Source organism: Sulfitobacter sp. JL08, assembly GCF_003352045.1.
Classification (GTDB): domain Bacteria; phylum Pseudomonadota; class Alphaproteobacteria; order Rhodobacterales; family Rhodobacteraceae; genus JL08.
The window spans coordinates 1,127,649-1,140,335 of record NZ_CP025815.1 but is presented as its reverse complement, the minus strand read 5'-3'; the positions used below and the strand labels follow the sequence as shown (position 1 = coordinate 1,140,335).

Here is a 12,687-nt window from a genome sequence, read left to right as displayed (position 1 = left end):
TATGGTTTCTGCGGATGAGAGAGGAGCCCGCCGATGCCCAAACAGCCTGCCATTCCCGGCCTTGGTGATGCGGTGAAGAAGAAGGTGACGCGCCGCGAGAAGTTCCTGTCGGAGATGGATGCGGTGGTGCCTTGGGGTCGTCTGTTGGCGCTGATCGAGCCGCACTATCCGAAGGTTGGGTCAAAGGGTGGTCGGCCACCGATGCCACTGGAGACGATGCTGCGAGTGTATTTCCTTCAGAGCTGGTACGCGCTGAGCGATCCGATGGCCGAAGAGAGCCTGTATGACAGCGAGGCCATGCGCCGGTTTGCCGGTATCGAGCTTGGCGATGACCGCATCCCCGACGAAACAACGATCCTGAACTTCCGGCACCTGCTGGAGAAGCATCAGCTGACCGAGAAGCTGTTTGCCGAGGTGAATGCCTATCTTGCCGACAAGGGCGTCACGCTGCGCTCTGGCACGTTGGTGGATGCGACGATCATCGATGCGCCGTCCTCGACCAAGAATGAAGCCAAGGCCCGCGATCCCGAGATGTCATCCACCAAGAAGGGTAATGACTGGTACTTCGGCATGAAGGCCCATGTTGGCGTCGATGCAGACAGCGGCATCGTCCACAGCCTGGAGACCACCACTGCCAAGACCCACGATAGCCAGGTCTGGGACGAACTGCTGCACGGCAACGAAACATCCGTCTGGGCGGACAAGGGCTACGTGCATTCCGAACGAGAGGCGGCCTTCACCAAGGATGCAGGCCGGTTCTGGGGCGTGATGCGCAAGGCACCCAAAGGTGGCGAACTGGATCCGCTCGACGTGCAGATCAACCGGATCATCGCAAAGGTCCGGGCCAAGGTTGAGCACCCGTTCCGGATCCTGAAGCGCCAGTTCGGCCACGTGAAGACGCGCTACCGTGGGCTGGCCAAGAACCGGGCGCATCTGTTCACGCTCTTCGCCCTCGGCAACCTGTTCATGACCCGGAGAAAGCTGGCAGCATGAGGCAGAGTCTGCCCAAAAACGCCGAAACCGCCACTCAGGCGGCCGAAACAGCGGGAAAATCGCTGGAAATGGGACGTCTGACGCCCCAAACTACCTTCAAGCCGGCACGGCGGCGAAGCCGAAGGCGTTGATCAGACGTTCCTTAGCTACTATTTCTGGAAGATCATGCTGCCGATCAGTCTGATCGTCTTCATGTCCTGGTGTGTATTCTGGATCAATCCCGAACAGTTCGGAACGCAACTCGGGCTGTCCGCAACCTCGGTCCTGACCATGATCGCATTCATTTTTTCCACAACCAGCATGCTGCCCCGGCTGGGTTACTTTACCATGCTGGACAGGTATGTCGCAGGTGCCACTGTCTTTGTCTTTCTGGCTTTGCTGCAATCACTGTGCACGGGATATCTGGCGTCAAAGGACCGGACAGCCATTGCCGGCCGCATAGACCTAATCAGCCGTTTTGCCTTTCCGCTGGCATTTTTCGCGCTTTGTGCGCAGTTTTACGCAGGTATCCAGTAGACGTGCGCAAAACCATTATCTCTCAAACGTCACGATAGCCTTTGCTTTTCAGGCGCACCGCCAATTCCCGCCACCTGCGCCTGATCGGGTTATTCCCCTTCATTTTCAACTACCCGCGTCAATTTATCTTGCGCCAGATCAAAGTCGGGCATTGAAGCAATCGGTCTGGCGTTCTAGAACCATTCGTAATCCTGCACGTGAACGGCAGATTTATGTCTGCCGTTCACGTGTGTAAAACTATACCAGCCAGGAGGCACCCCGCATGGCAGACGCAGCCATTCACGGACATGATCACGAAGACCAGCGCGGATTTTTTACCCGCTGGTTCATGTCTACGAACCACAAAGACATCGGTATTCTTTACCTTATCGTTTCGGCCTTTGTCGGATTTATCTCGGTCGCATTCACCGTTTACATGCGGTTGGAGCTTATGGACCCGGGTGTTCAGTACATGTGCATGGAAGGCGCGCGGATGTTTGCGGATGCGTCGCAAACCTGTACGCCAAACGGGCATTTGTGGAACGTTCTGATCACGGGCCACGGCATCCTGATGATGTTCTTTGTTGTTATTCCGGCGCTTTTTGGCGGATTTGGCAACTATTTCATGCCTTTGCAGATCGGCGCGCCGGATATGGCGTTCCCGCGGATGAACAACCTGTCGTTCTGGCTGTACTGCGCAGGCACAACGCTGGCCGTGTGTTCGGTTCTGGCACCGGGCGGTAATGACCAGCTTGGATCGGGCGTTGGCTGGGTGCTTTATCCGCCGCTGTCCACCACCGAAAGCGGCATGTCGATGGACCTTGCGATTTTCGCGGTTCACGTGTCGGGTGCATCCTCCATTCTGGGTGCGATCAACATGATCACGACATTCCTGAACATGCGCGCTCCGGGCATGACACTGTTCAAGGTGCCGCTGTTTTCATGGTCGATCTTCATCACCTCGTGGCTGATTCTTCTGTCCCTGCCGGTTCTGGCGGGCGCGATCACCATGTTGCTGATGGACCGTAACTTTGGCTTTACCTTCTTTGATCCTGCCGGTGGCGGAGATCCGGTACTGTACCAGCACATCCTGTGGTTCTTTGGCCACCCCGAGGTGTATATCATCATCCTTCCGGGCTTTGGCATCATCAGCCACGTGATCGCAACCTTCAGCCGCAAGCCGGTGTTCGGCTATCTGCCGATGGTCTGGGCGCTGATCGCGATTGGTGTGCTGGGCTTTGTCGTGTGGGCGCACCACATGTACACGGTCGGCATGTCGCTGAACCAGCAAAGCTACTTCATGCTGGCCACAATGGTGATCGCGGTGCCCACCGGGGTTAAGGTGTTCAGTTGGATTGCCACGATGTGGGGCGGTTCGATTGAGTTCAAGACACCTATGTTGTGGGCGTTCGGCTTCCTTTTCCTGTTCACGGTCGGTGGTGTGACCGGTATCGTTCTCAGCCAGGCAGCTGTCGATCGCTACTATCATGACACCTATTATGTCGTGGCTCATTTCCACTATGTGATGAGCCTTGGCGCGGTGTTTGCGATCTTTGCGGGCATCTATTTCTATCTGCCCAAAATGTCGGGCCGGATGTACCCTGAATGGGCGGGCAAGCTGCACTTCTGGGCGATGTTCATCGGCGCGAACCTGACATTCTTCCCCCAGCACTTTCTGGGCCGTCAGGGCATGCCCCGCCGTTACATTGATTACCCCGAGGCGTTCGCCTACTGGAACTGGTGGTCAAGCATCGGCGCCTTCCTCAGCTTTGCGTCCTTCCTGTTCTTCTTTGGCGTTGTTGCCTACACGCTGCTGCGCGGCGCCAAGGTGACGCAAAACAACCCGTGGAACGAATATGCAGATACGCTGGAATGGACCCTGCCCAGCCCGCCGCCCGAGCATACGTTCGAAATCCTGCCAAAACAGGAAGACTGGGACAAAGGCCACGCGCACTGAGCGCCAGCCACACAGACTACGGAAAAGGCCCCCTGCACCGCTTGGGGCCTTTTTCTTTTGTAACGCATGGACCCGCCGAATGCATATGCTATCATCTTGACATGACAAATCCGGCAGGCCGTGCGCGCCGCGTTCCCAACGCCCGACATGCAAATTGGCCCTGCCCATAAGAAACGCCTTCGGCACCCGAATTGAGGCCCAAAATGCTGAAAATCATCAAAGACATCGCCGTTGCCATGATCAACGCGACCCTGATCCTGATTCTGCTGTGCCTGTTCATGGCATGGCGCGTAACCAGCACGGCCAACAACATGGCGGCCAGCTTTGCCAGCAATATCGAAGTGTTGAAACCGGTGCGCAGCAGTATCGACGACATGACCGGCGAACTGGCGGCCTTGCGCGGCGATCTGCAAACCATCCGCACCCAGACCGGCACGTTGAATTCTGCGGTCGCCCAAGGTATCGAGACGCGGATAGACGCCCTGCAAGCCCAGCTTGCCGGGGTTTCAGGCACGTTGGAACCGTATTTGCAGGATCCCGCGATCCTGATCGACAAAGGCTTTCAATCGGCCGCGGATAGCGCTGTATCTGCCTTTGCAGACATGCGCGGATGCGTGCCACCTTCGCAATCGGCAAGTCTGACGCTGCCGACCCCAAAGACCAACGGATAAACCCGATTGCCGGTGCCTACCACCGGCCCCCGTATCCCGCCTCTTTAAAGCACGCTGTGTCATGCCTTATAAATGGAAAACCCCGCCCGCCCCTAAATCGGCCAGTGAACTGCAGCTATGGCCGCATCAGTCCCTGCCGCCCAAAGGGTTCGCGGCATTTATCGGCGCCACATTTGTGCTGATCATGATCCCGTTGTTTCCGCTGATCGGGTCGGTTGTTCTTTGGGGCGTTCTGCCGTTTCTGCTGCTGGCTGTGGGCGGTGTCTGGCTGGCGCTGGAACGCAGCCACCGGAATGCACAAATCCTTGAGGTTCTGACACTGTCGGGTGAAACGGCTCATCTGGTGCGCCACAACCCGCGCGGGCCGGCGCAGGAATGGGATTGCAACATCTACTGGGCGCAGGTCGAAATGCACAAGAAAGACGGGCCTGTGCCGCATTACGTCACACTGCGCGGCGAAGGCCGCGAAGTGGAAATAGGCGCGTTCCTGTCAGAGGAAGAACGCATCAGCCTTTATGATGATTTACTGCGCGGCCTGGCGCAAACGCGCGGCTAGGCGCGTTTCAGCCGCACAACCGGTCCTTGACCATCGGCCCGACACTGCCGAAATCCAGCTGTCCGGTGTATTTCGTCTTTAACACGGCCATCACCTTGCCCATGTCACGGATCGATTCCGCGCCCACCTCTTCTATGGCGTCGCCGACGGCTTTGGCGGTTTCTTCGGCGTTCAACTGGCGCGGCAGGAACTCTTCGATGATTTCGACTTCGGCGCGTTCGCGTTCGGCCAGATCAAGGCGTCCGCCTTCTTCATAGGCGCGTGCGCTTTCAATCCGCTGCTTGGTCATTTTACCAAGGATTGCAAGGATTTCCGCATCACTGGCGCCATCGTCGGCACCGTCCCCGCCATCGCTGCGCAAGGCAATTTCCTTGTCCTTGATCGCCGCATTGATCAGGCGCAATGTCGACAGGCGCGTGGCGGCCTTGTCTTTCATCGCTTGTTTCAACGCATCGTTAATCTGCGTTCGCAAAGTCATGTCATGTCCCATCCCCATGGTCGCACAAGACTTGGACCATACCCAATCGGGCGCGAATGGGCAACCGCGCGTCAATCTATCTAACATATTGATTTCAAACAAAACTGTTTTAGTCACTTTGCTTGACCCGACGTTCACATGCCATTAGTTTCGTCGAAATTTCACAACTGTAGCAAAAGAGTCGCGTTATGGCCCAGACCCAACACGGGAAACCAACCGCCTGCCTAGCCCTTGCGGATGGCACGTTGTTTTACGGCACCGGGTTCGGTGCAACCGGCATGACCGTGGCGGAACTGTGTTTCAATACCGCGATGACGGGATATCAGGAAATCATGACCGATCCGTCTTATGCCGGACAGGTTGTGACATTCACCTTTCCCCATATCGGCAATGTCGGTGTGAACCCCGAAGATGACGAAACCAGCGATCCGGTTGCGGCGGGCATGGTGGTGAAATGGCACCCGACCACGCCCAGCAACTGGCGCGCGGTTCAGGGCCTTTCAGACTGGCTGGCGTCGCGCGGGCGCATTGCGGTCGGCGGCATCGATACCCGCAGGCTGACCCGCGAAATCCGCCAGCAGGGTGCGCCGCATGTAGCGCTGGCCCACAACCCCGACGGGGTGTTCGATATTGATGCCCTGGTTGCCGCAGCGCGCGGTTTCGCCGGATTGGAAGGCATGGATCTGGCCAAGGATGTCACCTGTATACAATCCTACCGCTGGGATGAAGTGCGGTGGGCATGGCCCGACGGATATGCGCGTCAGGCCGAACCCAAACACAAAGTGGTTGCCATCGATTATGGTGCCAAACGCAACATTCTGCGGTGTCTGGCCAGTGCGGGATGTGACGTTACGGTGCTGCCCGCCACCGCCACGGCATCCGATGTTCTGGCGCATAATCCCGATGGTCTGTTTCTGTCCAACGGGCCGGGCGATCCGGCGGCAACGGGCACCTATGCCGTGCCGATGATCCGGGACGTCATGGAAAAATCCGACATTCCCATATTCGGGATTTGTCTGGGCCATCAGATGCTTGCGCTCGCGCTTGGCGCGAAGACAATCAAAATGAACCACGGGCACCACGGCGCCAACCATCCCGTAAAAGATCTGGAAACCGGCAAGGTCGAGATCACGTCGATGAATCACGGCTTTGCCGTTGATGCACAAACCCTGCCCGACAATGTGATCGAAACGCATACATCGCTGTTTGACGGGTCCAATTGCGGCATCCGCATGAACAACCGCCCGATCTATTCGGTGCAGTATCACCCCGAAGCCAGCCCCGGCCCGCAAGACAGTTTTTACCTGTTTGAACGGTTTGCATCGGCAATGGCGGCGCAAGAGACTGTGTAAGCCCCTTAAATCAAGGCTCCTGATCGCCTGTTAAGACCTTTTTAACCGCTTTTCCCGCACCATCGCACGGCGTTTTGGCAGGGTTGACGGATATGAGTGATTTGCGCTTACGGCTTGGGCACAGCCCGCTGGCATACCGTACAAAAGCGCGTAGCGCCCGCGTTCCTCTGGGGCAAATTCTGGTCAATGCGGGGGTCATTTCACATCGCCAGCTGATCCATGCCCTGAACCAGCAATTGCATCTTGGGGCGCCGCTGGGCGCGGTGCTGGCCGCCGAAGGGCTGGTGGATGAAAAGCTGATACTGGATTGCGTTGCGCTGCAACATGATGCCCGCCGGGTTGATCTGGCGCTTGATCCACCGGACTACCGCCTGTTCGGTCTAAGACCATGCGCATTCTGGGCCAGGCATCAGGTCGTGCCATGGCTTCGGCTGGGTGACACTCTTTTCGTCGCGACCTCGCGGCCAGACAGCCTCAAATCTCTGCGTCTGGCGCTGGAGCCTGAGATCGGGGCCATCCTTCCGGTGGTGGCCGCACCGCAGGACATTGCGACCTGCCTGTCGGCCACCATCGGGCCCGCACTGGCGCGGCGCGCGGAAACCCTTGTCAAGGAAACCGAAAGCTGTCGCACGTGGAACTGGCGCACCCATCCACGCCGCAACTGGATCGGGGCGGCTGGCGTGGCCTGTCTGACGCTGGCCCTTCTTGCGCCGCTTTATGCGCTGACCGTTATTACAGGCATTGCCGTTTTTACGTTGCTGTTGTCGACAGGGCTGAAACTGGCGACTTTTCTCCGGCAGACCAAACCGCATACTGCAGCTTATTCACCCCCAACACTGGCCGACAGCACGCGCTTGAAACTGCCATGCGTGTCGGTCATGGTGCCGCTGTTGCGCGAACACGAGATTACCAACGCGCTGATTGCCCGCTTGTCCCGGCTGACCTATCCCAAGGCATTGCTGGACGTGGTTCTGGTTCTGGAAGCCGATGATAATGTAACCCGCGATACACTGGCCCACACCGTTTTGCCGGCGTGGATGCGGGTGATCGAAGTGCCCTCTACCGGCACGTTAACCACCAAACCCCGTGCGCTGAACTATGCGCTTGATTTCTGCCGTGGCAGCATCATTGGGATCTGGGATGCGGAAGACGCGCCGGCACCGGATCAAATCGAAACCGTCGTGCACTATCTGGACGAAGCCCCGCCCGAAGTCGCCTGTGTGCAGGGCGTGCTGGATTACTACAACGCGCGCGACAACTGGATGTCACGCTGTTTCGCCATCGAATACGCGACATGGTGGCGGGTGATCATGCCCGGTATTGCGCGATTGGGCCTGATCATTCCGCTGGGCGGGACCACCGTGTTTTTCCGCCGCGACGTGTTGGAAAAATTGCGCGGCTGGGACGCCCATAATGTGACCGAAGATGCCGATCTTGGCTTTCGGCTTGCGCGCTACGGATACCGCACAGACCTGATCCGGACTGTCACCCGGGAAGAGGCAACCTGCCGCCCCTGGCCATGGATCCGCCAGCGGTCGCGCTGGCTCAAGGGGTTCATGGTCACCTATGCGGTGCACATGCGTCAGCCGCGGGTTCTGTTGTCCGAAATCGGCGCCTACAAATTCTGGGGGTTCCAGGTTTTCTTCATCTGCGCCTTGTCGCAATTCCTGCTGGCACCGGTTCTGTGGTCTTTCTGGCTTGTGCCGTTCGGGGTGTCGCACCCTGTCGCCACCGTGCTGGGAACCAGCGCAACCACGGTTTTGGCGGTTCTGTTTATCCTGTGCGAAGTCAGCGCCATGATCATTGCGGGCTATGCCGTTCGAGGGCGGGCGCACCGGCATCTGATGGCATGGGTCCCGACCCTTGCGCTTTATTTTCCGATGGCCACGCTGGCGGCCTACAAAGCTGTCTATGAACTGATCCGCAAGCCGTTCTTCTGGGACAAAACCCAGCATGGTCATTCGCTGAACGGCGGTGGTGGTGACTAGGACCGCTTGACGCGCCCGGCCGCGTCCTGTTTCAGGCGGGTCATGAAGGCCACCGAGATGTGTTCCTTCAGCGCCTGATAGGCGGCATCTTCGTCGCCGGCGGCGATGGCATCCACGATCGCACCATGTTCGCCCAACGCAATTTCGCCCCGGCCCTGCGCCGCCAGCGACGTGGTCGCCATAAGCGCCATCGTGCGGTGGACCAGATCAAGCTGTTGCACCAGATACCGGTTGTGCGAAGCCAGATGGATCTGGGTATGAAAGCGGCGGTTGGCGCGGGCCAAGGCGGTTGGATCATTGATCAGCGCCTGATCTTCTTCGACCATTTCGCGCAGAACGCGCACCTCTTCGGCGGTGGCATGGCGGGCGGCAAGGCGGGCGGCCAGCCCTTCCAGTTCGCGGCGCACCACGTATAGTTCGGCCATCTGGTTGTGGTCCAGCGACGCCACGATCAGGCTGCGCCCGTCTCGCGCCAGAAGGGATTGCGTTTCCAGCCGCTGCAGCGCCTCGCGGATCGGCGTGCGCGACACACCGAACCGGTCCGCCAGATCGCTTTCCACAAGCCGGTCGCCCGGTTTGAATATCCCGACATCGATCGCTTCCAGAATTAGGCTGTAGGCATCGGTCTGGGCGGCTTTGGGTTCGGCCATCTCGGTTACGCTCTCCTGCATGTGGGGCGACCATAGCGGCGCAGGATAAAGGCAACAAGCCTTGGCGCTTGCAGGGGCAAATCGCGCCCCCTAGGGTGGCGGACATGGTAAAAGCGTCTTTTTCTCATGTGCGGCACTGGGTGTTCGATCTGGACAATACACTTTATCCGCCCAGTGTGCGCCTGTTTGACCAGATCGAGGTGAAGATGACCCGCTTTGTGATGGATGCGCTGGGGGTGGATCACCCGACGGCCAACACCTTGCGGGCAAAGTACTGGCGCAAATACGGGACCACGCTGGCTGGCCTGATGCGCGAACATGATGTCGATCCGGCCCCTTATCTGACGGATGTGCACGATATTTCAATGCACGCGCTAACACCCGATCCCGATCTGGCCACCTATATTGCCGCTTTGCCCGGGCGTCGCATTGTCTATACCAACGGATCGGCCCCCTATGCCGAACGGGTGCTGGCCGCGCGCGGCCTGTCGGGGTTGTTTGATGCGGTTTACGGCGTGGAACATGCCGGATTTCGCCCCAAACCGGAACGCGCCGCGTTTCAGGCCGTGTTTGACCGCGATGGCGTTGACCCGCGCACCGCCGCCATGTTCGAAGACGATGTGCGCAACCTTTCGGCTCCGCATCAAATGGGCATGCGCACTGTTCACGTCGCGCCCGAACCGCACAAGGCCGATTACATCCACCATCACACCGATGATCTGACCGCATTTCTGGGATTTCTGACATAAACGGTCAGGATGCGGCGTAATGTCCCTTTTGATTTAACAACCCCCGCTTACCTCCTGTTCATAAACGCGAACAGGAGACTTTCATGAGTGTTGCAGACACCCCCCGCAGCCAGCCGTTCTGGCTGCGCGCCTTTCTTGCGATCCCCGTTCTGGGCTGGATCGCCCGCGATCTTATTTTCGGCGACAAGGACAACATCTGGTACGCCCTGATCACCTTTGTCAGCCTGTGGCTGTCGGCGATCCTGATCTTCGGCATTCCGGGCCTTTATCTTCCGGCGCTGGCGCTAGTTCCCGTGATATTCGTGGTTTTGCTTGTCATCACCTGGGCGTAAACACCGACCCGTGGCAGGATGCCGCTTGGCCCGGACCGAGTGGCTGACCTATCCTTGCGTCAAAGGGAACGTGACATGACAGATCAATCCACAGACATTCTGATCTCGGGCGGCGGCATTGCGGGTATGACGGCCGCCGCGGTGTTTGCCAGCGCAGGCTTTGATGTGGTGTGCGTTGATCCCGCCCCCCCCGTGACGGAACGGGATGCCGCCGGGTCCGATCTGCGCAGCACCGCGTTTTTGCAACCCGCACGCGATCTGCTGGATGATGCGGGATTGTGGAACCGGCTGGCCCCGTATGCCGCCCCGTTGCAGATCATGCGCATTGTCGATGCCGGCGGGGTTGATCCGGAACCCCGCGTGACCCGCGATTTCAATGCCGCCGATCTGTCGGACCTGCCGTTTGGCTGGAACCTGCCCAACTGGCTGCTGCGCCGCGAAATGGTCGCGCGCCTTGGCGAATTGCCCAATGTCGAATTCCGCCCCGGAACGGCCACAACATCCCTGTTCACCCGCCAGACAGAGGCACGTGTCGGATTAAGTGACGGCAGCCGGATCGCCACCAAACTGGTGATCGCCGCAGACGGGCGTGGCTCTCCCATGCGCGAGGCGGCAGGCATTGCGGTGCACACGCTCCGCTATGGGCAAAAAGCATTGGCCTTTGCCGTCACGCACCCCGTGCCGCACAACAATGTCAGCACCGAAATCCACCGCACCGGCGGGCCTTTCACGCTTGTACCGCTGCCCGATTACGATGGTCTGCCGTCCTCTGCCGTGGTCTGGATGGAACAGGGGCCCAAGGCCAAAGCCTTGTCAGAAATGGATATTCCCGCCTTTGAGCAGGCAATGTCGGACCGGTCGTGCCATCTTTTCGGCCCGCTGACTCTGGCCTCGCGGCGCACGATCTGGCCGATCATCAGCCAAAAAGCGGATCGGTTGAACGGCGAACGGATCGCGCTGATCGCAGAGGCGGCCCATGTGGTGCCGCCGATCGGTGCGCAGGGCCTGAACATGAGCCTGAACGATATGCGCACCCTGCGCGATCTGGCTCTGGCCCGACCCGAAGGGCTGGGCGATGCCCGGATGCTGGACAGCTATCACCGCGCGCGCCACAACGACATAGCGGTGCGGGTCAAGGGCATCGACCTGCTAAACCGCGCCTCGATGATCAGCGCGCAACCGCTGCGCGATGCCCGTGCGGCCGGGCTCAGCGCGCTTTACGCACTGGCGCCGGTGCGCAAGATGCTGATGCAGATGGGCCTTGGGGCGCGTCAGATCACCTGATCGATCACGGTTTTCAACCGCGCCACGGTGCCGTCCACATCATAAAGCTTGTCCAGACCGAACAGGCCAAGGCGAAAGGTGCGGAAATCAGCCGGTTCATCACATTGCAGCGGCACACCAGCTGCGATCTGCATACCTTTGGCGGCGAATTTACTGCCATTCTGGATTTCGGGGTCCGTGGTATAGCTGACAACCACGCCGGGCGCGCCGAACCCGTCTGCGGCGACCGACTGAAAGCCTTTTTCCGCCAGCAAGGCACGCACCGCATGGCCCAGTGCCCATTGCGCATCCCGCAATTTCTCGAACCCGTAGTCGCGGGTTTCGATCATCGTATCGCGAAAGGTGCGCAGGCTGTCTGTCGGCATGGTCGCGTGATAGGCGTGCCCGCCGTTTTCATAGGCCGCCATGATCTGGCGCCATTTCTTCAGATCAATGGCGAAACTGTCCGACTGGGTTGTCTCCAGCCGTGCCACAGCACGTTCTGACAGCATTACCAACCCCGCGCAGGGCGAGGCCGACCAGCCCTTTTGCGGGGCAGAGATCAGTACATCCACACCGGTGGCCTTCATATCCACCCAGGCACAGCCCGATGCGATACAATCCAGAACCATCAACGCGCCCACGGCATGGGCCGCCGCCGCCATTTCTGTAATATAATCATCCGGCAGGATCACACCGGCCGAGGTTTCAACATGCGGCGCAAACACAATATCTGGCTGGATTTCGTGAATTTTCGCAACAACTTCGGCAATCGGTGCCGGCGCAAAAGGCGCCTGCGGGCTGTTACCGGTCTGGCGCGCCTTTAATACCGTGGTTTGCGCGGTGAAATCGCCGGCTTCGAAAATCTGGCTCCAGCGGTAGGAAAACCAACCGTTGCGCACGACCAGCACATTGGCCCCTTTGCCGAACTGGCGCGCCACGGCCTCCATGCCGAACGTGCCGCCTCCGGGGATCACCGCAACCGCATCCGCATTGTAAACCTGTTTCAGCATGTCCGAAATGTCGCGCATCACCTGCTGGAACGCGCCCGACATCGAATTGAGCGACCGGTCGGTGAAAACAACCGAAAATTCTTCCAACCCGTCCGGATCGATATGTTCAAGCAAAGCAGCCATGGTCTTCTCCCGATATGTTCTACGCCCACGCTTAACGGGTCGCCGGCGCGCTGGCAAAGTCTACTTC

At 59.1% G+C, this 12,687-nt stretch carries 13 protein-coding genes; 10 read left to right on the top strand and 3 right to left on the bottom strand.

Annotated features, from left to right (window positions below):
* Nucleotides 1-33 precede the first annotated feature (33 nt).
* From C1J05_RS05795 to C1J05_RS05775, 5 genes are all read left to right on the top strand, one after another.
* The gene (locus C1J05_RS05795) at nt 34-993 is read left to right on the top strand and encodes an IS5 family transposase (protein ID WP_114868636.1); all 960 of its coding nucleotides are present in this window, start codon (nt 34-36) and stop codon (nt 991-993) included.
* A gap of 165 nt (nt 994-1,158) precedes the next feature.
* A complete protein-coding gene (locus C1J05_RS05790; RefSeq protein WP_114869419.1) occupies nt 1,159-1,509 on the top strand; it encodes a hypothetical protein in 351 nt (116 codons plus the stop codon).
* A 262-nt stretch (nt 1,510-1,771) separates the two neighbouring features.
* Nucleotides 1,772-3,445 (top strand): cytochrome c oxidase subunit I, encoded by a 1,674-nt coding sequence (gene ctaD / locus C1J05_RS05785; protein WP_114869418.1) that lies wholly within the window; start codon nt 1,772-1,774, stop codon nt 3,443-3,445.
* A gap of 203 nt (nt 3,446-3,648) precedes the next feature.
* Nucleotides 3,649-4,116, top strand: a complete 468-nt coding sequence (locus tag C1J05_RS05780; RefSeq protein ID WP_114869417.1) for a hypothetical protein — start codon at nt 3,649-3,651, stop codon at nt 4,114-4,116.
* A 61-nt stretch (nt 4,117-4,177) separates the two neighbouring features.
* Nucleotides 4,178-4,672 carry a DUF2244 domain-containing protein gene (locus C1J05_RS05775; protein WP_114869416.1) on the top strand — a complete coding sequence of 165 codons (495 nt, stop codon included), beginning with the start codon at nt 4,178-4,180 and terminating at the stop codon, nt 4,670-4,672.
* A gap of 7 nt (nt 4,673-4,679) precedes the next feature.
* Here the strand turns inward: C1J05_RS05775 and C1J05_RS05770 are convergent, their stop codons facing one another.
* Nucleotides 4,680-5,150: a GatB/YqeY domain-containing protein gene (locus C1J05_RS05770; RefSeq protein ID WP_114872148.1), complete on the bottom strand. Its 471-nt coding sequence runs from the start codon at nt 5,148-5,150 to the stop codon at nt 4,680-4,682.
* Between the two features lie 188 nt (nt 5,151-5,338).
* Between C1J05_RS05770 and carA the strand changes: the two genes are divergently transcribed.
* Both carA and C1J05_RS05760 read left to right on the top strand, forming a co-directional pair.
* Entirely contained in the window at nt 5,339-6,502 is a 1,164-nt protein-coding gene (gene carA / locus C1J05_RS05765) for a glutamine-hydrolyzing carbamoyl-phosphate synthase small subunit (RefSeq protein WP_114869415.1), read from the top strand.
* 92 nt (nt 6,503-6,594) lie between these two features.
* Nucleotides 6,595-8,490, top strand: coding sequence for a glycosyltransferase (locus C1J05_RS05760; protein WP_114869414.1), 1,896 nt, complete (start codon nt 6,595-6,597; stop codon nt 8,488-8,490).
* Here C1J05_RS05760 and C1J05_RS05755 read toward each other — a convergent pair.
* Entirely contained in the window at nt 8,487-9,161 is a 675-nt protein-coding gene (locus tag C1J05_RS05755; RefSeq protein ID WP_433989502.1) for a GntR family transcriptional regulator, read from the bottom strand. The two genes, C1J05_RS05760 and C1J05_RS05755, sit on opposite strands and share 4 nt — an antisense overlap.
* An 83-nt stretch (nt 9,162-9,244) precedes the next feature.
* Between C1J05_RS05755 and C1J05_RS05750 the strand changes: the two genes are divergently transcribed.
* The 3 genes from C1J05_RS05750 (at nt 9,245) to C1J05_RS05740 (ending at nt 11,505) form a co-directional block, all read left to right on the top strand.
* The gene (locus C1J05_RS05750; RefSeq protein ID WP_114869413.1) at nt 9,245-9,889 is read left to right on the top strand and encodes a pyrimidine 5'-nucleotidase; all 645 of its coding nucleotides are present in this window, start codon (nt 9,245-9,247) and stop codon (nt 9,887-9,889) included.
* Nucleotides 9,890-9,972: 83 nt separating this feature from the next.
* Nucleotides 9,973-10,221, top strand: coding sequence for a hypothetical protein (locus C1J05_RS05745; protein ID WP_114869412.1), 249 nt, complete (start codon nt 9,973-9,975; stop codon nt 10,219-10,221).
* Between the two features lie 75 nt (nt 10,222-10,296).
* Entirely contained in the window at nt 10,297-11,505 is a 1,209-nt protein-coding gene (locus tag C1J05_RS05740; RefSeq protein WP_114869411.1) for a UbiH/UbiF family hydroxylase, read from the top strand.
* Here the strand turns inward: C1J05_RS05740 and C1J05_RS05735 are convergent.
* Nucleotides 11,493-12,620: an aminotransferase class V-fold PLP-dependent enzyme gene (locus C1J05_RS05735; protein WP_114869410.1), complete on the bottom strand. Its 1,128-nt coding sequence runs from the start codon at nt 12,618-12,620 to the stop codon at nt 11,493-11,495. The two genes, C1J05_RS05740 and C1J05_RS05735, sit on opposite strands and share 13 nt — an antisense overlap.
* Between the last annotated feature and the right edge of the window lie 67 nt (nt 12,621-12,687).

Excerpts from the sequence above, each read along its gene's own strand:
- carA (WP_114869415.1), top strand. The coding sequence starts at position 5,339 with ATGGCCCAGACCCAACACGGGAAACCAACCGCCTGCCTAGCCCTTGCG.
- ctaD (WP_114869418.1), top strand. The coding sequence starts at position 1,772 with ATGGCAGACGCAGCCATTCACGGACATGATCACGAAGACCAGCGCGGA.
- C1J05_RS05780 (WP_114869417.1), top strand. The coding sequence starts at position 3,649 with ATGCTGAAAATCATCAAAGACATCGCCGTTGCCATGATCAACGCGACC.
- C1J05_RS05750 (WP_114869413.1), top strand. The coding sequence starts at position 9,245 with ATGGTAAAAGCGTCTTTTTCTCATGTGCGGCACTGGGTGTTCGATCTG.
- C1J05_RS05790 (WP_114869419.1), top strand. The coding sequence starts at position 1,159 with ATGCTGCCGATCAGTCTGATCGTCTTCATGTCCTGGTGTGTATTCTGG.
- C1J05_RS05745 (WP_114869412.1), top strand. The coding sequence starts at position 9,973 with ATGAGTGTTGCAGACACCCCCCGCAGCCAGCCGTTCTGGCTGCGCGCC.
- C1J05_RS05795 (WP_114868636.1), top strand. The coding sequence starts at position 34 with ATGCCCAAACAGCCTGCCATTCCCGGCCTTGGTGATGCGGTGAAGAAG.
- C1J05_RS05770 (WP_114872148.1), bottom strand. The coding sequence starts at position 5,150 with ATGACTTTGCGAACGCAGATTAACGATGCGTTGAAACAAGCGATGAAA.
- C1J05_RS05760 (WP_114869414.1), top strand. The coding sequence starts at position 6,595 with ATGAGTGATTTGCGCTTACGGCTTGGGCACAGCCCGCTGGCATACCGT.
- C1J05_RS05740 (WP_114869411.1), top strand. The coding sequence starts at position 10,297 with ATGACAGATCAATCCACAGACATTCTGATCTCGGGCGGCGGCATTGCG.
- C1J05_RS05755 (WP_433989502.1), bottom strand. The coding sequence starts at position 9,161 with ATGCAGGAGAGCGTAACCGAGATGGCCGAACCCAAAGCCGCCCAGACC.
- C1J05_RS05775 (WP_114869416.1), top strand. The coding sequence starts at position 4,178 with ATGCCTTATAAATGGAAAACCCCGCCCGCCCCTAAATCGGCCAGTGAA.
- C1J05_RS05735 (WP_114869410.1), bottom strand. The coding sequence starts at position 12,620 with ATGGCTGCTTTGCTTGAACATATCGATCCGGACGGGTTGGAAGAATTT.